Raw genomic sequence first — 19,486 nt, 5'->3', positions numbered from 1 at the left:
GTTCATGCCATGCGGTGTTCACTGGCGTCCTTGCTAGTGGGTTGCTGTTGGTCTGGAATCCTTCCCAGCGAAAAGTGACAACGTTCCAGGTGGCGCTCTGGTCGGTGGCACCAGCAATGGTCTAGTCGGTGTTTCCCGTTCTTTCTGGCGCAGGTGATCCAGTATCCGATCGATGACGTCCTGGTCCTCGATACATGCGATGACCCTGACAGATCCGCCACAAAGACTGCAGACCTCGATGTCGATGTTGAAAACACGCTTTAGCCGTTGAGCCCAGGTCATTGCGGCATGGCGCTCGGCGGGTGTGCGGACTTCTGTGTTGGAGTTGGACTTGACGCCTTTCCCGCGTCTCGCTGGCGTGACGAGCCCTCGCCAGCGATGGTTCGGTGCCAGGGCGCCATGGAAGCGGGTGAGGTTGACTCTTGGTTTGGGTACCAGGGCGGCCAACCTGGCGATGCCCTTCGCAACTCACACCGGCATGCAGGGAAAATCCGTTGGCCTTGGCGACCCGCTCCAAACCAGGATCAGGTCGCTCCAGCGGGCGGATAGTGCGGATCATGAACGCTTTCTGGCCTTGCTGTGAGCCAACGGCTATGCGGTAGGAGATGGAGCTGCCCAGGATCTGTGGCATGGCATCGGTATCCTCGGCGGGGTCGAGGTCCAGCCAGGCACTCTCGGTGTCCTGTTCCAGCGAGCCTTGGCGCTCGAGGCTGCGGCCGACGCGCTGGCTTATCAGTTGAACCAGTTCCTCCAACTCGCCCTTGTCCGGTGCCCGGACGAAAAAGGCCACCCATCGGGTGGCCTTTTTTGTTGGACCGGCGGAGTGCTGGCTTTGTTCTTTTGCGAGCGGCAGCGCCGCGAGCGTAACCAGGTTCACAAAACGCGAGAGCGATTTGTAACGAGCCGCGCAGCGGCGAAGCCTGAAGGGTCACAACGCCCAAAAGGCGTTGTGATTCAATCCGGGCTGACAGGCCGGCAATGGGCCTTTCTAGGTCTGGATCGGCTGATAGTTCTCCAGCCAATCAAGAAAAGCGGATTCTTCCAGGGGCCTGCTGATGAAGTAGCCCTGGGCGTAGTCGCAACCAAGGGACTGCAGGATGTCAAAAGCCTCGCGATCCTCCACGCCCTCAGCGGTGACACTGAGGCCGAGTCGGTGCGCAATGTCGATCACGCCGCTCACAATCGCGCGGTTGCGGTCCTGAAGAATATCAAACACGAAGGACTTATCGATCTTCAGGCGCTGCAGGGGCAGGTCTTTCAGGTAGGCCAGCGAGGAATGGCCGACGCCAAAGTCGTCCAGCGAGATCTGGATGCCGGCATCGCTGAGCTTCTGTAGTGTTCGCCTGGCGTTGACCGGGTCGGTCATCACCGCGCTCTCGGTCACTTCCAGCATCAGGCGGTGCAGGGGAAAGCGCGCCTCCCTCACGACCCGCATGATGTCCTCGCCAAGATGCGGGTTTAGCAAATTACGCACAGAGATGTTGATCGATAGCTCCAGGTCGACTCCCTTTCTTCGCCACTCCATGGCCCGGCCAACTGCCTTTCGCAGCACCCAGTCGGTAAGCGGGTTAATCAGCCCGGTTTGCTCGGCGCTGGGCAGGAACTGGTCGGGAAAGATGAGCTCACCCGTCGGCTGCTGCCAGCGAATCAAGGCCTCCAGCCCGGTGACGGCGCCGGTCACCAGGCTGATCTTGGGCTGGTAATGTAACACCAGCTCACCCTGGTTGATGGCGTCCCGCAGGCCACCGATGATGGTCAACTGTGCCGGATCGGTGCGGTCGATATCCGGAGAATAGAACAAATGCTTCACAAACCGCTTGCGGGCCTGGCGCAACGCGATATCCGCACGCCGCCAGAGTGTTTCCGCGGATTCACCATCATCGGGGTAAAGCGCGGTGCCGGCGCTGATCTCCACATTGACCGGAATGCCCGACACCGTATAGCTGGCCTGCGCCAGCTCCAGGACTTTGCTCACCACCTTTTCGACCTGCTCGCGTCTGCTTACGTCCCGCAGCACCAGTGCAAAATGATCACCTCCGAGGCAGGCCAGCATATCGGATTCCCAGACACAGGACTCCAGTTGCTGTGCGATCTCGATCAGCAGGGCATCGCCATTGCTGTGGCCGAGTGTGTCGTTGATGGTGTGGAAGTTGTCAATGTCGACCAGGACCACGGCAAATCGCGCCGGGCTATCTTGATTAGCCGCCACCAATTGCTCAAGCTGAGCATATAGCGCCGAACGATTCATCAACCCGGTCAGGGCGTCGCGGAAAGCCTGAATGTGCAACTGTTCCTCGTTCTGCAGGTACTGCACCGCAAAGGCCACATTGGTGGCCATCTCCCCCAGCAATTGGATTTCCTCTTCATCAAAGAACCCCGTCTCGTCGGCATAGAGCACCACGAGCCCGTCACTTATGCCCTTGCCTCGCAGGGGGAAAGCCGCCGCCGACAGGCAGCCATGGTCGAGGGCCTCGCGACACATGGGGAAAGGCTGCTCCGGCATGGGTATTTCGTCCAGCTGGTTGGCTACCAGCGGGTGACCGCTTTCGATCACTTGTCTTATGGCGATGCACTGTGCGGGCTCCGCCAGTGATTCGGCCCATTGATCTAGGTCAATGCCGTCCCGGGAGCTGGCAATCAATGGCGTAACCAGGCCTCCCCTTTCGTCGAACTGTGCCACCCAGGCGATGCGGAAATGGCCCTCGTCCACCGCGATCCGGCAAGCGGCGCGGAACAGGCGCTGGCGGCTGCGCACTCGCACCACCGCGGTGTTGATGCCGCTCAACAGTGCATAGAGGCGGTTCAACCGTATGATATGTTGCTGGTGATGGCTGTTGTCGAGAAACTGGCTGACCTGGTTGCTCAGGGTAGTCAACACGGACATGAGCGAGTCGCTGTAGGGCAACTGCTCGCTATTCACCAGACTGAGTATACCCATGACCTGGCCGCGCTGTAGCAGGGGCAGCAAGATGATTGTGTTCCAGTCGTGGCGGACAAACTGTTCCCGAATTGCCTCCAGGGTTTGATCAAAGCGCGCATCGTCGCGAAAGTTTGCAATCCACTGCGGCTCTCCGCTGAAGCTGACACGGGCCAACATACTGTCTTCGCCGCTCACTTCCTGACCACGGGCGATCTGGCGAATTTCCTCGGCCAGCTCGGGTTCGGCGGTCCACGCATCGAGCAAAAGGAAACGCGGACCGCTCTGTTCGGCGCCCCAGAGAATTGCCGCCGAGAAAGCGAGATTGTCCCCGATGGCTCGTAGCAAGTCGGGAATCACCTGATGAAAAGGAGAGGCGGTTGCCAGAGCCTGGGCGACGGCGAACTGGGCCTTCAAGTGTCGACGCGAGCGTTGGTTGCGTGCAATCTGCTGCTCCAGTTGACTGGCGTGCAAACGCACCTTGCGATAAAGGCTGCCGTTCTCGTAGACACGGCCGGTCTGGGCACCGAGAATTGTTAATAGCAGTTCGTCTTCTTCGGTAAACCCCGCATCGCCGGCGGTGGTAAGGCACAACCACCCATAGCTGCGCGTGAAAGAGGTAATCGGCACCGCCAGCATGGCGCGAAATGTCGGGTACCCCGGGGGCAATCCCAACGCGATGGGGTCGAGTTCCTCCCCCGAAAGCCGCTCGGGAGCCTTGTCGGACCATACCCGCCCGAGCAACCCCCTGCCGGGTTCAATGGGTGTGAGGTCCGGGGGGACGGCGCTGCGCCCAATATGTTCAAACTGCTCACCACTGTCATCGGTCACCGCGAGCAGGCCGTGGTCCGCGTTGACCAGCTCCCGGGCACCGCGGCACACCATCGACAACAATTGCACCGGATCCTGCTGGGAGGCCAGCTGCAAGTTGAGTTCAACCAGACCGGCGAGGCGCTGATTGACGAACTCGTTGTCAATCGCCGTGCTGGCAAGTTTGTCGCTCAGCAAACGTAAGTGTTGCTCGCGATAAGCCTCGTCCTCCAAGGGGGGCGAGGTAGTCGCACCGGAAGCGAACGCCTCCTCCACGGCGGCGAGCAGCGCGGCCGGTTCACAGGGCTTTTGCAGCACACTCGACACGCCGCCCGCCGTGGCCAGATCGTTGGCCTGCCCCTCGAGGTAGTACGCGGTGAAGAAAATAACCGGGAGGCTCGCGATGGCGGGATCGCCCCGTACGCGCCGCAGGAACTCGAAACCGTCCACGCGCGGCATGAGCACATCGCAAATTACCAAATCGGGCCCCTCATCACGCACTCTTGCCAGTGCGGTTTCCCCATCTGCCGCCTCCGTCACGCTGTAGCCATGTGGTACCAGCACGGCTTTGAGGTATTCGCGATTGGCGGCGGTGTCATCTGCTATCAGTACGGTGCGCTTGTCAGGCATCGCGGCCTCTTCGCAGGCAGCTCTCCAGGGCAGCAAGTAGGTCGTGGTTTTCGAGCGGCCGGAACAGAACTTCGTCCGCTCCTCGATCCAGGCCTTCCTGACGAAAACGCCGGGACAGGCTTGAGGAGGTGATGAATACAAAGGGCAGCTCGCGCCAGCGACTGTCGTTGCGCACCGTTGCCAGCAAATCGAAGCCAGTACCCTGATGCATATTGACGTCGGACAGGATCAGGTCGGGCGGGTTGTTAACCAACTGGGTCAAGGCCTCTGTGACGCAACTCGCGGTTGCGGTGCGATAGCCGGAGCCAGACAGCAAACTGGTCGCCAGTTCCAGGTTCATTTGCAAGTTGTCCACAACCAGTACCAGCGGAGCGTCATCTCCAGGTTCTGGCGCCGTTCGCCCCTCGCGTTTGGAAGACGACTGCTTTGCCGCCCCCAGGAACGGTTCCAACTGCGCAAGGAGACCCTCGGGATCAATCGGCTTGGCACAATAGTCGTCGAAGCCGGCCGCGAGGATTTTCTCCCGGTCGCCCACCATCGCCAGCGCGGTGACCGCGATCAGTGGTATATCCTTTAGTTCCTCTATCTGCTTCAGCTGACGGGCGACGGCATAACCGTCCATATGCGGCATTTGTATATCGCAGAGAATCAGGTCCGGCAGTTCCCTGCGGGCCGCCTCGATACCAGCTCGGCCATCGCCCGCGGCATGCACACGATAGCCGTGCGCTTCCAACAGGTAGCGCACCAGTTCGAGGTTGACCTCGCTATCCTCTATGACCAGCACGCGGCCAGTCATCGGCTGTGGCTCCGCAGAGTTAAAGTAAAGATACTTCCGCCTCCGTCCCTGTTGCGAAAGTGGATGTCACCGTGCATCAGCCGCGCAAGCTTTCGACTGAGGGAGAGCCCGAGACCAGTGCCTTCCTGATCCCCCCCCGTCCGTTTGGCGCCCTGGACGAATGGAGCAAACAGCTCCTCGACGTCCGCCGTGGCAATACCGGTGCCGGTATCTTCCACGGAGATTTCGACGGTATCCCAACTATCCTTGCAGTTCTGGCGCCGTGCGTGGAGCAGAATCTCTCCCGCACTTGTGAACTTGATCGCATTGTTGACCAGGTTAATAAGAATTTGCTGCAATGCACGCTGGTCCGCATGGGCTACCAGGGTGCTGTCCGAAAACTCGGCATTGAGCCCTATCCCCTTGTCCTGGGCCTGCGGGCGCAGGCTGGCGAGCACATCCTCGATAACCCGCTGGCACTCGACAGGCTCTAGCAACAGCTCTATTTTGCCGGAATCGATCTTGGCAAGATCCAGCAGGTCATTGATTAGCGACAGCAGGTGCTTGCTGCTGCGCTTGACGATATCGAGTTGCTTGCGCTGCTCTGAGTTGATCTCCCCCGGCAACTCCATCAGCAATGTTCCAGTAAAGCCGATAATTGCATTGAGCGGCGTACGCAGTTCGTGGCTCATACTGGCCAGGAAATGATCCTTTGCCTGGTTGGCCTTTGCCAACTGGTCGTTTTTCTCTCGCAGGGCCTGCTCGAAGCGCTTGCGCTCGGTAATGTCACGAATAGCGCTGGACACCAGTATTCCCTCCTCGGTTTCCAGCGGACTCAGGCTGATCTCCACCGGAAATTCACTGCCATCCTTGCACAAGCCGTAGAGCTCAAGCCCCATGCCCATCGGCCGTGGCTTCGGGTCGGCGAAGAACTGCCGGCGATAGCCTGGGTGTTTGCCGCGGAACCGCTCCGGGATCAACACCTCGATGGTTTCCCCCAGCAACTCCTCGCGCGGATAGTGGAATAGCACCTCTGCTTGCGAGTTGACCAGTACGATGCGCCCCGATTGGTCGAGGATGACAATGGCATCGGGTGCGGATTCCAGTAGCTCCCTGAATTTTTCCTCCGCCTTGACCCGCTTGCTGACATCGCGGATGGCGCTCATGGTGAGCGTGCCCGCCCCGGTTCTCAGTGGACTGAGGCTGATTTCAACTGGGAACTCGGTGCCGTCTTTGCGCAGCCCGTTCAGGGCCAGACCTTCCCCCATGGTGCGCACGCGCGGTTGCTGCGTATACCGGGCACGAAAACCGATGTGCTTGTTGCGCAGCTCCTCGGGCAATAGCATCTCGATGGGCTGGCCGAGCAAGGTGTCCTGTGGATAGCCAAACAATTGTTTCGCCTGCGAGTTGGCGAGCACGATGCGGCCGGCGGTGTTGACCAGCAGGATGGCATCAGGTGTGGATTCGAGCAGTTGACCGTAGTTGGCCTCCATGGTTTCCGCATCGCGCAGGGACTTGAGCTGGGTGATATCCTTTTCGATAGACAGTACGAGGTCGATGCCGTTGTCGCGCACCGCTTTCCTGGAGACATCCACGAATACCACCGAACCATCCTTGTGTCGACGGATCGCTTCATAGGTCGCGGCGCCCTGTTCGGACGTGGGCCCGTCAGAATTTCCCCCAACGTGGCTGGGGTCGTCCGGCACGAGCAGGTCGCGGTAGGACCTGCCGAGAGCCTCATCGCGCCGATAGCCAAAAATAGCGCAGGCGCCTGGCGACCAGAAAACGATATTCCCCGCCGTGTCGGTGGCAATCACCGCATCGGGGGACTCTTCCAGCAAGCGCTCGCCCAACTCCATCGCCGTGCTCCTGCAATCCATGCCATCACAATCTGGCTGGCTGCTTCTTGAAACGCCCGCGAGCAGCCGTGATCGGGCGCGCCCTCTATCCGCGGCCACTCCCTTAGAGAATTTACCCTGCCAACCCTACCATGCTGGAGACATGCAAAAACGCCTCCGGACGCCCGTTATTACGGGAATCGGCGGCAGCATTGCCTCGGTGTCTTCCAGCGATGTCTATCGGCGAGTATAGGGCATACTAACTACCTATTGAGGGTAGACACGTTCGCTGGTTCTGTCGACTGGACCTGCAGAGCCCGCCGCCACTGCTGGCGAATGTCGGTCCAGGTCAGCAGGTGTCTTGTCGCCGGCGGCCTCGGCCGGCTATATCAATTTACTGAGCCGCAGTGGCCTCCTCTTTAAACATTTAAAGTAGTATGTTTTGTTGGCAGCAATAGTGTCCCGGTAGCCTCTGGTAAAAGTAAAGCCGCGTTATGCCTGTGGTGTATTAACGCAGTTTGAAGCCCATGATTCAGCGTCCCCGGAAAGGGACCTTGGACCGTTAGACCCTTCGTATGCAACTCGGGGTTGCTGAATGCCTCATGGTGCGACTTGGCTTCAGAATCCCAGTGCCGTCGAGCCGCTGGAACTTTGAGAATTACCGGGTAAGGGTGCTGACCCACTGAGGGTGGGCGGTGCGGCGCTCCGCTGGCATTATCAATCGGGTAAGGATGAATGCCCGTCCCCCGTGTATGGGGTAGAGCCCAGAGCCGGTAGAGCACTGGTCTCAGGATGGTCTCAATTTGGTCTCAATCACAGATTGATCAAAAATCGAACACTTTGGCGTATTTTACAGAGTGCGCTAAGCTATTGAAAAAATTGAAGAAAAACGAAGAAGAGGTGGTAGCTACGGGTGGACTTGAACCACCGACCCCAGCATTATGAATGCTGTGCTCTAACCAGCTGAGCTACGTAGCCACATCAGCAACGGGACTGACCAGTCCCAAAGAGGCGCGCATTTTGAGGAAATCGCGGGGGCAAGTCAACCCCTTTTCCTCTACTTCTACGTGCCGATGACGCCTGCCTGCCCGGCTCGGGAATCTCCGCTTCTCGCGCTCAATAACGGCAACATAGCGCGACACCGCCGCTGGCTCTGGATGCTCCAACGGCGGCATAATCCGGACTTTGCCACCTAGGTATTCGCCCATGCCCCGTCCCCTGCACAGCCTGTTGCCCGCCCTCGCCCTCAGCGTGCTCACCAGCACCCCCGGTCACGCTACACCCGTAGATGCAATCGCTGAACAATACGTGCGGCTGGTACTGGCCATGGGCGAGCACGACAAGGGCTATGTCGACGCTTACTACGGGCCGGCCGAGTGGCGCCAGCAGGTAGCGGAAGCGCCGCCTTCCCCGGAAGCCATCGCCTCCTCGGCCCACCAGCTGCGCGAGCAACTGCCTTCCGCTGCAGACACCCGGGCAGCTTCGGCCCTGGAAAGGCTGCGCAACAACTACCTGAGTACCCAGCTCGGTGCCCTGGCCGCCTATGCCGGCACCTACGGCAAGGATACGCCTCGCGATTTTGACGCCGAAGCCCGGGCGCTCTACGACACCACACCACCCCGGCGCGAACTATCCAGCTTTGACAGCACGCTGCAACAACTGGCGGCACTGCTGCCGGGCGACGCGCCGCTGCACCAGCGGGTTGACGAGTTCCAGCGCCAGTTCGATATCCCCGCAGACAAGCTGTCCGCCGTGTTCGATGCCGCCATCGAGGCCTGTCGCAAACGCACGCTGGCGCACATCACACTGCCGGCAGGTGAAAGCTTCCAGCTGGAATATGTCACCGACCAACCCTGGAGCGGCTACAACTGGTATCGGGGCGATGCCCACAGCCTGATCCAGGTCAACACCGACCTGCCAGTGCGCATTGACCGCGCCATCGACCTGGGCTGCCACGAGGGCTACCCGGGGCATCACACCTACAATGCCCTGCTGGAAACTGAATTCGTGCGCCAGCGCGGCTGGGTGGAATTCAGCGTTTACCCGCTGTTCAGTCCGCAATCACTTATCGCAGAGGGCAGCGCCAACTACGGCATTGAGCTTGCCTTCCCCGGCGAGGAAAAACTGCGTTTTGAGCAGCAAGTGCTCTACCCGCTGGCCGGGCTCGACCCGCAAACGGCCGAGCGCTACGACAACGTTCAGGATCTCACTGCGGAACTGAGTTACGCCCGCAACGAGATTGCCCGCCAGTACCTGAACGGCGACATCGACCGCGAACAGGCCATCGAACTGTCCCAGACCTACGGCCCCACCAGTCGCAGCCGCGCCGAACAGTCGGTGCGCTTTATCGATACCTACGGCGCCTATGTCATCAACTACAACTGGGGCAAGGCGCTGGTAAAGGATTACATCGAGCGCGATACACAGACCAATCAAGAGCGCTGGCAGAAATTCAGCGCCCTGCTTTCCTCGCCGCGCCTGCCTTCCGATCTGGAGTGATTCTGGCATAATCCCCACCGATACTAATTATTACAGGACATGGGGAATGTTAAAAATCACCGGGGCGGTGCGCGAAACACCCGCGCGCCAGGGCAGGTTTTGGGGTTCGTTGCTACTGCTGGCGTTGCTGGCCGGCTGTAAAGTCGAGGTTCTGGTCCCGCCGGGTGGCAAGGTGATTACCGCGTCCGGAGCTTACGACTGCGCCGCTGGTCAAACCTGCACACTGAATATCTACGACACCTATTTCGACGAGAATTTTATCGCTGTTCCCGACTCCGGTTACGAATTCACCGGTTGGAAGAAGGGCAACGGCTATTTCTGCGGCGGCAACCGCACAAGCTGCCCGCTGACCACCCGGGGCTTTCCCGGTAACAACAACTTGATGGCCGTCCTGGAATCGGACACAGTCTTCCGCTTGCAGCCCGTTTTTCGCCGCGTTTCCCAGGGGCCCGTCCGGCAGTCCTATCAGTTGTCCGCTGACTTTCCTTCCGCCTTTATCCGCGACAACTATGATCGCGACCTCTTTATCACCTCCATGAGCGGAGGTGATGGCGGCTGGAACGTGTTCATGTCCCAGGTAAGTGGATTCACGTCCCAGCGCTACTTTTCCGGCTCCACCTTTCCCGGGGATAACATACAAGTTGCCTGGAACCAGGACCAGAGCATCACAGAAGTCGCCGCGCACAACGGTATCTGGGTCGTCACCGCCACCGGCGGTACCGGACTCGGCGCCCAGTTCTGGAAGACTTCAGCCACCTTTCCCGAAAGCAGCATCGAAGAGCGCTGGAACAGCGGCTATTCCATCACGGACATGGCCTACAAGAACGGCACCTGGGCCCTGGTGATGTCCCGGGTGGAGCGCTTCGGTGGCCAGGCTTACAAACTGTCCAATGCGTTTCCCGCTGACTTCATGAACAATTATGGTAACCGCGGCTACCGGGTGACCGAAGTGGCCTATGGCGGAGGTCAGTGGCTGGTGGTGATGACCGACCTGAACGGGGCAACCGGCGAATACTGGCAGATCGACACCGGCTTCCCGGAAGCCGAAATTCAGCGGCAGTGGAACGCCTACCGGGATGTGACTGCACTGGTGCCCGGCAATGGCCAGTTCGTGCTGGTCGCCAGTTCCAGTCTGGCCGCCAACTTCGGTGGCACCGGCAATACCAATGGTGGGGGCAACGGCGGTGGTGGAAACGGTGGAGGCGGCGATGGCACGTCGGCACTGACCATCAACATTACCGATGCCTGCAACGATGGACGTCCATTGGACTACCGTTTCTTCGACAAAACCAACAACCTGGTCTGGCCAAACAGTTCCCAGTACTACTACACCTCGGGCTATTACAGCACCGACAGCCACACACTGAGCTGTCGGACCGGAGCCCAAATATGCTACGGCGCCGAGACCGACAACTGGTACTGGGGAGTGGGCCTGGATGGCGACCGGGGTTGCGAGGACTGCTGCGTCACCTGCCAGACCACCGAATTCAACGTAAATCCAGGGTGCTGAAATGAAAGACCCCCGGCCGGGCGACCAGGGGCCAGTCACGTGTCAGGACACCTTCCCGGCGGCACCTTTCTCGGTGCTGACGCCTTCGGTGGGAAGTTCGCCACCGGATGATTCCAGGTGCGCGCGAATAAACCACTGGAACAGTTCCAGGTCGCCCGCGTGGCCGGTCAGCAGATCTTCCGAAACAGCGTCCAACTCGGACAGTTTTTTTACCGCGCTTCGCTGATCCTCAATCAGCCCGGTGTAAACGACATCCAGGGCCGCGAGATGCTCATTGGCAAGCGCACGCTGCAATGAGTAGTCATCCCAGCCGCGGCGCCCGACTATAGCGCCAGGCGTACCGACGGGAATGCCACCCAGAGTGGCAATGCGTTCGGCAACGGCATCGACCATTTCCTGTACTGCCGTCACCTGCGGGTCGAGCATTTCGTGAACAGCAATGAAATTGGGGCCGACGACATTCCAATGTACATGTTTGAGGGTCAGGCCAAGATCGATGAGCGCAACCATGCGCTGATCAAGTACTGCAATGACTTTGTCCGCCGTGGTTTTATCCATACCCGGCACAGTAAAATTGGTCGCAGTCATAGTCCTTACTCCTTTTACTTCAACAATGTTCCACGAGCGCCCGGCTGGCGGGCGCCCGCAGGGTTTGCAACAGTAAAGCTAAAGCTGGGGTATCAGCAGTTCTCGTCGGTGGCGTCTTCGCAGGCGTCTTCCGCGGCATCACCGACATCTTCCACCGCATCACCGAGGTTGTCTGCGGCATCTTCCATGTTGTTGTCCTCACAGCCGGCAACGCCGGCAACGAGAAGAAGACTGAACAGCGTGGCATAGAGGGATTTCATAGGCTTGCTCCTTGCAAGTGGGATTGCATTAATCAACGACCCGGTTACAGATCGATTGTCATGTAGCGTCACAAGGGTGAATGCAATCGCTATACCAACTCACCTGAAGCCTCGGGAGAAACCCTGCAAACGCAGTCATTGCAGGGGTTTCAGCTATCGTCTGCAATCGGTCCGCTGCCCGGCCTGGCAAATTCCCACTGCCCTTTTTTGTAAGCAGTACATGGGCTTTGCAAAAGTTACATCACCGGGAGCGTCCGAGCGCGAACTGCCGCAGGTCAGTCCTCGCTGCCGATAACGCGGTAGACCAGCGCGCCCAGCGCGGCGCCGATGATCGGCGCCACCCAGAACAGCCACAGCTGGGATACCGCCAGGCCACCCTCGTAGAAGGCCACACCGGTACTGCGCGCCGGGTTCACCGAGGTGTTGGTGACAGGAATGCTGATCAGGTGGATCAGAGTCAGGCACAGGCCGATGGCGATGGGGGCCAGGCCGGCCGGGGCGCGGCTATCGGTGGCGCCCATGATCACCACCAGGAACATGGCAGTCATCACAATCTCACACACCAGGGCAGCGGTGAGTGAATAGCCCCCGGGCGAGTGTTCACCATAGCCGTTGGTGGCAAAGCCCGCCGTAACGTCAAAGCCCGCCTGGCCGGAGGCGATCAGGTAGAGCACCCCGCCCGCCACCAGCCCACCCAATACCTGAGCAACGATGTAGGGCAGCAGCTGGCTGGCGGGAAAACGACCACCCACGCAAAGCCCCACCGATACCGCCGGATTCAGATGGCAGCCGGAGATATGGCCGATCGCGAAGGCCATGGTCAGCACGGTCAGGCCGAAGGCCAATGACACACCGAGCAGGCCGATACCGACCTCGGGAAACGCCGCCGCCAGCACTGCGCTGCCGCATCCTCCCAACACCAGCCAGAAAGTCCCCACAAACTCCGCACCAAGTTGTTTGATCATTGTTATGCCTCTTGTGTCCTTGAAGGGTCGGGGCCGCGTCTCTACGTCGGGAGTGCAACCCATTCAAGCGTAGACCAATATCGCCAGGGGCCATCTTCTTTTTGACAAGCAGGATAGGCCTTTATAGGCTGCCCGCATTCCCACAGGAGAACACCATGAAGCTACCCCGATCACTCGCGCGCCTGGCCGCTGGCGCCACCCTGCTGGCTGGTGCCCAGTCCGCGCTGGCGGGCACTGTCATCATCCACGCCGGGCAACTGCTGGCCATTCCCGGCGAAAAGCCCAAAAGGGAACAGACGCTGGTGATTGAAGACGGCCGTGTCAGCCAGGTACTGGCTGGTTACCAGACGCCCGGCAACGCAGCAGATGCTCAGATCATCGACCTCAAGAACCGTTTCGTAATGCCCGGCCTGATGGACATGCACGTCCACCTGCAGGGCGAGTTGGGTCCCGACGGCGATAGCGAGGATCTCAAATTCTCCGACGAGCTGGTCCAGATGCGCTCGCTGATGTTCGCCCTGCGCACTCTCGACGCAGGCTTTACCACGGTGCGCGATGCCGGCTCCAAAAGTCAGGAAATGTACGCCCTGCGCGATGCTATCGCTCGCGGCTGGATCGACGGCCCGCGCATTGTCGCAGCCGGCGGTGTGGGCATTACCGGGGGCCACAACGATGTCTCTGGAATGAAACACGAATTGCTCGAGCTCTATACTGACAAATCCATCTGCGACGGTCCCTATGACTGCCGCCGCGCCACTCGCGATGCCATCAAGTACGGCGCCGACCTGATCAAGATCACCTCCACCGGCGGCGTACTGACCGATCGCGACACCGGCACCGGCCAGCAGATGGAGATGGACGAACTGGAAGAGGTGGTCCGTGCCGCCCACCGCATGGGTCGCAAAGTGGCCAGTCACGCCCACCAGGAAGACGGCATCATCGCCGCCCTGAAGGCCGGGGTGGACAGCATCGAACACGGCACCTATGCCGGCCCGGAAGCCATCAAGCTGTTCAAGTCCAGCGGCGCCTACCTGGTGCCCACCCTGCTGGCGGGGGACACGGTCAAGACCATGGCGGAAACCTCCGACTTCCTGAGCCCCGCCATCAGTGAAAAGGCCATCCGGGTTGGCAACGACATGAAAGACAATTTCGGCAGGGCCTACAAGGCGGGCGTCAAAGTGGCCTACGGCACCGACAGCGGCGTTTCCGCCCACGGCGACAACGCCAAAGAAGCGGTGCTGATGAAGCAGGCCGGTATGGACAACATGGACATCCTGGTCGCGGCCACCGTCAGCGCCGCCGATCTGATCAGCATGAGCGACAGCCTGGGCACCCTGGAGCCCGGCAAGCAGGCCGATATCGTCGCCTACAGTGGATCTCCGCTGGACAGCATCGAGGAACTGCTGGACGTGGACTTCGTGATGAAGAGCGGCAAGATCTTCAAGCAGAAGTAGTGCAACTGCGCCCCGGCAACGCTTGCCGGGGCCGACTCATTCGATCGTTGTTTCGGCGGGCCGGCGCACTTCGCCGTCGCGGAAAAATTGCCAGGTGAGTTCCGCTGTGTCGAACTCGTGACTGGTCGGCCCCAGGAACCGCGGCAGGCGAAACACCGGGTTGGCCATGGTATGGCCACCACCCACCATGCTAACCAGCGCGACAGCGGGTCGGCCAGGGCCCTGCCACTGCAGCGTCGTTACCGTAGTCTCGTCGTCCGCCACCTGGTCTGGCCAGTCGCTGTGCTGACCGTCGCTGCTGTAACCGGCGAGCGCAGACCAGTAGGCAGCACTATCCCTGGCAGACAGCACCGCACCGCGACTGTCATCACCAAACAATTCCACCAGGCCACCCTCGTAGGGATTTACCGGATCTTCAGTGCCATTGACGATCAACACCGGCAGCGGCTGGTCCGCGGCCTCGCAGTCCAGGTTGGCGGCAACCGGCAGGTTGGCCACGTAGGCGGCGATGCCGGCCACCACCTGCGGCGCCTCCAGCCCCATGCGATAGGCCATATGGCCGCCGTTTGACATACCCGCCACGTACACCCGCTGCGGATCAATACCGTACTCGCTGGCCAGGTTACCTTTCAGCGCGGTCAGGAAGCCGACATCGTCGATATTGCGCAAGTTGGCGCTGTAACTGGCGCTGGCACGGCAGTCATTCCAGTGCCGCTCCACCCCATCGGGGTAGGCGACCAGCAACCCTTCCCGCTCGGCCAGCACATCGAAGCTGTAAAAGCTGAGTGCCGCCATATCGGCACCGCTGCCGCGCGAGCCGTGCAGCAGGATCAGCAGCGGTGCTTCCACCGGCAAGTTATCGGGCACGTAGAGCTGGTAACTGCGCTGCAGGCCAGCCCATTCCATCTGGCCTGAAAAACGCTTGCCGGGCAGGTCCGGGGGGTCGATCGCATCCGCCGACAGAAACCACCAGCCCAGCACCATGACGCTGAACATCACAAGGGCCAGGCCGCCCCCGAGCCACACGAGTAAAGTGCGCATTCCCTACCCCGTTGTTGTAATCATTTGGGTTTCATTATGCGGGAGGGCCCGCACCCCGCCAACCCGCAACAGGGGGGAATGCGGGCTGGCGGAGAGCGGGTAGCATGCAAGCGGTAGGCGCATTCAGACCGGAACCCATGCGCGCCGGCTACCGGTCGGCGAGCTAGAAGGCCGCGCGCCAGACCAGGCTATAGGTCGGCGTGGACTCCTCGTACTGGATTTCGCTGATCGGGTCGCCGTAGTCACGGATGTGCTCGACCTTCTCCTGGTCCAGCAGATTGGTGCCGGTCAGGCGCAGTACCGAATTCTCGGTGATGTTCCACTCCACAAACAGCTCCAGGTTACCGTCGTATCCGGTGACCACGTATTCCTGGAACTCTGTTTCAAGGGAGTCGCCCCGCTGCTGGTAGGAAATGCCAGCCCCGCCGAAGCCCGGAAAATCCTGGGTCAGGCTGATGTTGTAGACATAGTCTGGCTGGTTGCGGAAGGCGCGATCTTCCCCGGTGAAGGGATCTTCAATCTCCGAGTCCAGCCAGGCGTAGTTGGCGTAGAAGCCGGTGTTATCCAGGCCGATAAAGTCCAGTGGGGTTGAGATATCCAGCTCGACGCCGCTGGCGGTACCGTCACCGATATTCTGCGGAGTGAAGATAGTGCCGTCGCCGTCATCATAGGGCAGGCCAGTATCGGTGATTTCGATTACATCCTCGATATCGCGGTAGAACAGGTTAATACCGATGATGCCGCGATTGGCGATGCGGTGCTCCAGCCCCAGGTCGTAGCCCCAGGCCAGTTCCGAATCCAGCTCCGGATTGCCGAAGGTGGCGTCCTCATCGTCGGGAGTCTCGTCCTCCTCGAAGGGAGCGACCAGGTCAAACTCCGGGCGGCGCAGAGTGCGGGCCACGGACGCCGTGATCCGGGTGGCCTGGGTCATGTCCCAGCGCAGGCTGAGCGAGGGCAGCAACTCGTTGCCGTCCTGGCTGGCGGAGCCATCCTCGTTGTCCACATCGCGCTCGTACATGTCGTAACGCAGGCCGCCTTCCACGGTCAGGGCATCGCCAAGGTCCTGGGTCAGCTTGGCGTAGGGCGCCCAGCGGGTTTCCTCGATGTCGGCCTCCACGTCAAAGAACCCGGCCTGCAAACCCTCGCGCTCGTTGAGGCTGTAGGACAGGCCCGCCTTGAGCTCCCCACCTTCCCACACCGGGTAGGTGTAGCTGGCCTCTGCAGCGTAACTGCTGTCCTCGATATCGAGGGTTTCTTCGCCTTCCTCAACGCCCTGCGACATACCGTCTTCGAATTCCTCTTCGGTTTCGAAGTTCTGCGTGTCCTCATCGAAGTGGGATACCGCGCCCGACAGGGCCATTTCGCCCTCACCTAGCGGCAGGGTGTAGATGCCGTCCAGGCCCCAGCTGGTCTGGTCGATGGATTCCTTCTGGCGGGCGATGGCGACAAGGTCAGCGGCATTGACGTCGACCGTTTCACCCTCGTACTCGCGCACGAACTCCTCTTCACTGCGATCGGTATAGACGTAGTAGCCGTTGAAACGCAGGTTGCCGGCCGGCAGTTGCAGGCCAAGCGAGCCATTCAGCGATGTGTCGGTACCGTCGCGGGTATCGTCCTCGTAGGCAAAGCCTTCCAGGGACCCGTCGTCGAAATACTCTTCCAGCTTCTGCTTGGGATTGCGACGCTCCTGCACATTGGCGCCTAGCCAGAAGTCGTAGGTATCGCCGGCATCGGCATAGGCAACAGAGCCGGTATTGCGGAAGCGGTCATCCTGCTCGTAGTAGGTGGTGCCGATGCGGGTGGTCAAACCCTCCAGCTGGGCGCCGTCCTTGAGGATGATGTTCAACGACCCCGCCACGCCCTGGGAGCTCATGTCGGCCGAGGGTGAGCGGATAATTTCCACGCGCTCGACCAGTTCCGACGGAATACGGTCGACAAAAAAGGTGCGGTCGGCACCCTGCCCCGGCACCGGGCGGCCGTTGATCAGCACTTCGGTATAGGCGGCGTCCAGGCCCCGCAGCTGGACGGCGTCGTACTCCAGTACGTCGGAGGTAAACACCACGCCCGGGGTCCGCTTGAGCATCTCGCCCACCGTCGACGGCTCAAAGCGCTGGAAGAAATCCAGGCCATAGGCCAGCGTGGGATTGATGTCTTCCGTGCGATCGCGATAAACATTGTTGCCGGTAACGACAATCTCCTCGATGGGCAGGCTGCTCTCGCTTCCGCTGCTACCCTGGGCGAGTACCTCCGGAGACAGCAGTAGAAAAGCGACACTGGCGACGGTGAAACCGCCGCGGGCTCCCCCTGCTTGCGGCAGCACCCCGCGCAATACCTCAACCAATCGCTTGTGTTGACTCATCCCCATGTCACATGTACTCCCACTTTGGTCTTTTGTGCGGAAGTACGCCCCCGCGCACCTCCGGAAAAGGCGGCAGATTAGTCCCGTTGAGTGACAGGGGCGTGACAGCTTTGTGACGCAGTATGGCAGTTTTGTGACAGCCAACACCCCGGCAGGGGCGATTCAAACAAGGGGTTTATGCAGGCCATCCGGCCTGCATAATGATTGAACTATGGCGACTGCAGCGGTTTCCCGCTCGCGGGAGAAGGTGGCTTTGCCGGCGCGGCAAACCACTGTTCTTTCGGTACTATTTTCAGCTCGGCCGGGTCCTGTTCGTAATTGGGCGACATGATCTGCACCCCGTACTCGTTGAACACGTCCTGGATGTTGGCGTGCAGGGCGCTGTAGAGCTTCATCATCGCCGCGGCATCGCGGCAAAAGGCGTTTAACTGGTAGACCACGGTGAAGTCGCCCATCGAAGTCTGCAATACAAACGGAGGCGGCTCGGGCTCCAGCCCCTCGGTGCGCGCCGCGGCTTGCAGCAGCATGGCCTCCACCTGGCGCCATGGCGTGTCGTAGCCGATACCGACATCAGTGTGCAGGATGATGCCTTGCTCGCGGCCGAAGGTGCTGTAATTCACCACCGCGCTCGCCAGCACCTCGGAGTTGGGAATGTTGATCTCCTCGTTCTTCAGCGAGCGCATGCGGGTCGACAGGGCCCGCACATCCACCACATCGCCCACGTGCTCACCGATTCTCACCCGGTCGCCCTCGCGGAAGGCGCCGCGATAGGTCAGGCTGTACCCGGCGATCATATTGGCGATAAAGGAAGATGAGCCGATAGAGAACACCACCCCGAGAAAGATACTGACTCCCTTGAAGGCCTCCGAATCCGAACCGGGTATGTAGGGGTAGGCCACCACCAATGCAAAGGCAATGACCAGGATGCGCGCAATTCGATAGGTGGGCATTGCCCAGTCACGGTCGAAGTTATCCAGTCGAATCCAGCCGCGATCGACACGCTGGAAAAAGTTGTGGGTGGCAGACAACAAGAATCGCACGACAAAGTACAGCACCACCAGGAACACCAGGTCCGGGAGTGACTCAATCAGGCCCACCCCCATCTTCTGCAGAGGGTTGAGCAGCAGGCGGAAAATGTCGGTGGCAAAGGGCCGCGTCCAGGGATAGAGACCGAGCGCGCTGTTCAGCCAGGTGAGGACTATGGCTGCAAGTGTCAGGGTGCGCAGGCCCCTCAGCAGGCCACCGAACCAGCTCCACAACTGGGCGGCGTCGATGACCTTGTGCGAGGCCTTCTCAATGCGCTCGATGCGCAGTTTGACGGCCCGCTCGATCAGGCGGTTGAGCCAGCGAAACAGGGCGCTCATGCCCCATAACAACAGCCCTGCCACTGCCGTGATGCCCAACAGTATGCCGGTGCTACGCAGCAGGCTGCGGGAACTGCGCGTTTCCCGGTATTTGAAAATGGCCTCGCTGACACGTGGCAGGATCGCCTCCGCCAGCACTTCCAGTGGCACCTCCTCGATCTCGGCATCTACCGGGAGCAGGTAGCCCAGCAGTTCGCCGTCAATTTCCAGCCGCAGGCGATCGCCCTGCAGCACAGCGCGGCGAACTTCGGGATCTATTTCAGGGTTCCTGGCAACGGCGACGATTTGCTGGCGGATGCGCTTTGCTCGCTCGGCAGCGGGAAACGCCGAGATACCGCGCACCCGGAACAGGGTGGCGCCATCCAGTTCCACATCGGCAACGCGCACCCCGTCGCTGTGGCTGAAATCGCTCAAACTGTGTGGCGTCGCTGGCACCGTGTCAGTCGCGGGCACAGTATCCTTAGGACTTTGTTCCT

12 protein-coding genes, 1 tRNA gene and 1 pseudogene are annotated in these 19,486 nt (G+C 60.4%); 3 read left to right on the top strand and 11 right to left on the bottom strand.

All coding sequences use genetic code 11. The features are described from left to right. Positions 1 to 33: 33 nt before the first annotated feature. The 5 genes and pseudogenes from FVW59_RS19735 to FVW59_RS02820 form a co-directional block, all read right to left on the bottom strand. Positions 34 to 838 (bottom strand): annotated as a pseudogene (locus FVW59_RS19735) (transposase); the annotation flags it as partial. A gap of 150 nt (positions 839 to 988) precedes the next feature. Next, positions 989 to 4,357, bottom strand: coding sequence for an EAL domain-containing protein (locus FVW59_RS02835; RefSeq protein ID WP_148062701.1), 3,369 nt, complete (start codon positions 4,355 to 4,357; stop codon positions 989 to 991). After that, complete coding sequence (locus FVW59_RS19565; protein WP_187275720.1) at positions 4,350 to 5,153, bottom strand: response regulator; 804 nt, start codon at positions 5,151 to 5,153, stop codon at positions 4,350 to 4,352. The genes FVW59_RS02835 and FVW59_RS19565 overlap by 8 nt, the downstream gene beginning before the upstream one ends. Next, positions 5,150 to 6,991, bottom strand: a complete 1,842-nt coding sequence (locus FVW59_RS02825) for a PAS domain S-box protein (RefSeq protein ID WP_148062700.1) — start codon at positions 6,989 to 6,991, stop codon at positions 5,150 to 5,152. Before FVW59_RS02825 ends, FVW59_RS19565 begins: the two co-directional genes overlap by 4 nt. Before the next feature lie 880 nt (positions 6,992 to 7,871). Further along, a tRNA-Met gene (locus tag FVW59_RS02820) sits at positions 7,872 to 7,948 on the bottom strand. Positions 7,949 to 8,176: 228 nt separating this feature from the next. Between FVW59_RS02820 and FVW59_RS02815 the strand changes: the two genes are divergently transcribed. Further along, the gene (locus tag FVW59_RS02815) at positions 8,177 to 9,469 is read left to right on the top strand and encodes a DUF885 domain-containing protein (protein ID WP_148062699.1); all 1,293 of its coding nucleotides are present in this window, start codon (positions 8,177 to 8,179) and stop codon (positions 9,467 to 9,469) included. 46 nt (positions 9,470 to 9,515) lie between these two features. Further along, entirely contained in the window at positions 9,516 to 10,979 is a 1,464-nt protein-coding gene (locus FVW59_RS02810) for a DUF7477 domain-containing protein (RefSeq protein ID WP_148062698.1), read from the top strand. Positions 10,980 to 11,021: 42 nt separating this feature from the next. Here FVW59_RS02810 and dps read toward each other — a convergent pair whose 3' ends face one another. The 3 genes from dps to aqpZ form a co-directional block, all read right to left on the bottom strand. Further along, positions 11,022 to 11,567, bottom strand: coding sequence for a DNA starvation/stationary phase protection protein Dps (gene dps / locus FVW59_RS02805; RefSeq protein WP_148062697.1), 546 nt, complete (start codon positions 11,565 to 11,567; stop codon positions 11,022 to 11,024). 92 nt (positions 11,568 to 11,659) lie between these two features. Next, entirely contained in the window at positions 11,660 to 11,827 is a 168-nt protein-coding gene (locus tag FVW59_RS19560) for a hypothetical protein (protein WP_187275719.1), read from the bottom strand. A 275-nt stretch (positions 11,828 to 12,102) separates the two neighbouring features. Further along, positions 12,103 to 12,792, bottom strand: coding sequence for an aquaporin Z (aqpZ, locus tag FVW59_RS02800; RefSeq protein ID WP_222711403.1), 690 nt, complete (start codon positions 12,790 to 12,792; stop codon positions 12,103 to 12,105). Positions 12,793 to 12,947: 155 nt separating this feature from the next. Between aqpZ and FVW59_RS02795 the strand changes: the two genes are divergently transcribed. Further along, positions 12,948 to 14,246 carry a metal-dependent hydrolase family protein gene (locus FVW59_RS02795; RefSeq protein WP_148062696.1) on the top strand — a complete coding sequence of 433 codons (1,299 nt, stop codon included), beginning with the start codon at positions 12,948 to 12,950 and terminating at the stop codon, positions 14,244 to 14,246. 36 nt (positions 14,247 to 14,282) lie between these two features. On the opposite strand, the gene FVW59_RS02790 is transcribed toward FVW59_RS02795, so the two are convergent. From FVW59_RS02790 to FVW59_RS02780, 3 genes are all read right to left on the bottom strand, one after another. Continuing rightward, positions 14,283 to 15,287 carry a CE1 family esterase gene (locus tag FVW59_RS02790; protein WP_148062695.1) on the bottom strand — a complete coding sequence of 335 codons (1,005 nt, stop codon included), beginning with the start codon at positions 15,285 to 15,287 and terminating at the stop codon, positions 14,283 to 14,285. Positions 15,288 to 15,450: 163 nt separating this feature from the next. Then, complete coding sequence (locus FVW59_RS02785; RefSeq protein ID WP_187275718.1) at positions 15,451 to 17,646, bottom strand: TonB-dependent receptor plug domain-containing protein; 2,196 nt, start codon at positions 17,644 to 17,646, stop codon at positions 15,451 to 15,453. A gap of 209 nt (positions 17,647 to 17,855) precedes the next feature. After that, on the bottom strand, positions 17,856 to 19,463 hold the full coding sequence (locus FVW59_RS02780) for a mechanosensitive ion channel family protein (protein ID WP_187275717.1): 1,608 nt from the start codon (positions 19,461 to 19,463) through the stop codon (positions 17,856 to 17,858). Positions 19,464 to 19,486: the final 23 nt, after the last annotated feature.

The organism is Parahaliea aestuarii (assembly GCF_008064635.1).
Lineage (GTDB): Bacteria > Pseudomonadota > Gammaproteobacteria > Pseudomonadales > Halieaceae > Parahaliea > Parahaliea aestuarii.
This window is presented reverse-complemented; position numbering and strand designations above follow the sequence as displayed.

Excerpts from the sequence above, each read along its gene's own strand:
- FVW59_RS02790 (WP_148062695.1), bottom strand. The coding sequence starts at position 15,287 with ATGCGCACTTTACTCGTGTGGCTCGGGGGCGGCCTGGCCCTTGTGATG.
- FVW59_RS02815 (WP_148062699.1), top strand. The coding sequence starts at position 8,177 with ATGCCCCGTCCCCTGCACAGCCTGTTGCCCGCCCTCGCCCTCAGCGTG.
- FVW59_RS02835 (WP_148062701.1), bottom strand. The coding sequence starts at position 4,357 with ATGCCTGACAAGCGCACCGTACTGATAGCAGATGACACCGCCGCCAAT.
- FVW59_RS19565 (WP_187275720.1), bottom strand. The coding sequence starts at position 5,153 with ATGACTGGCCGCGTGCTGGTCATAGAGGATAGCGAGGTCAACCTCGAA.
- dps (WP_148062697.1), bottom strand. The coding sequence starts at position 11,567 with ATGACTGCGACCAATTTTACTGTGCCGGGTATGGATAAAACCACGGCG.
- aqpZ (WP_222711403.1), bottom strand. The coding sequence starts at position 12,792 with ATGATCAAACAACTTGGTGCGGAGTTTGTGGGGACTTTCTGGCTGGTG.
- FVW59_RS02795 (WP_148062696.1), top strand. The coding sequence starts at position 12,948 with ATGAAGCTACCCCGATCACTCGCGCGCCTGGCCGCTGGCGCCACCCTG.
- FVW59_RS02810 (WP_148062698.1), top strand. The coding sequence starts at position 9,516 with ATGTTAAAAATCACCGGGGCGGTGCGCGAAACACCCGCGCGCCAGGGC.
- FVW59_RS19560 (WP_187275719.1), bottom strand. The coding sequence starts at position 11,827 with ATGAAATCCCTCTATGCCACGCTGTTCAGTCTTCTTCTCGTTGCCGGC.
- FVW59_RS02825 (WP_148062700.1), bottom strand. The coding sequence starts at position 6,991 with ATGGAGTTGGGCGAGCGCTTGCTGGAAGAGTCCCCCGATGCGGTGATT.
- FVW59_RS02785 (WP_187275718.1), bottom strand. The coding sequence starts at position 17,646 with ATGAGTCAACACAAGCGATTGGTTGAGGTATTGCGCGGGGTGCTGCCG.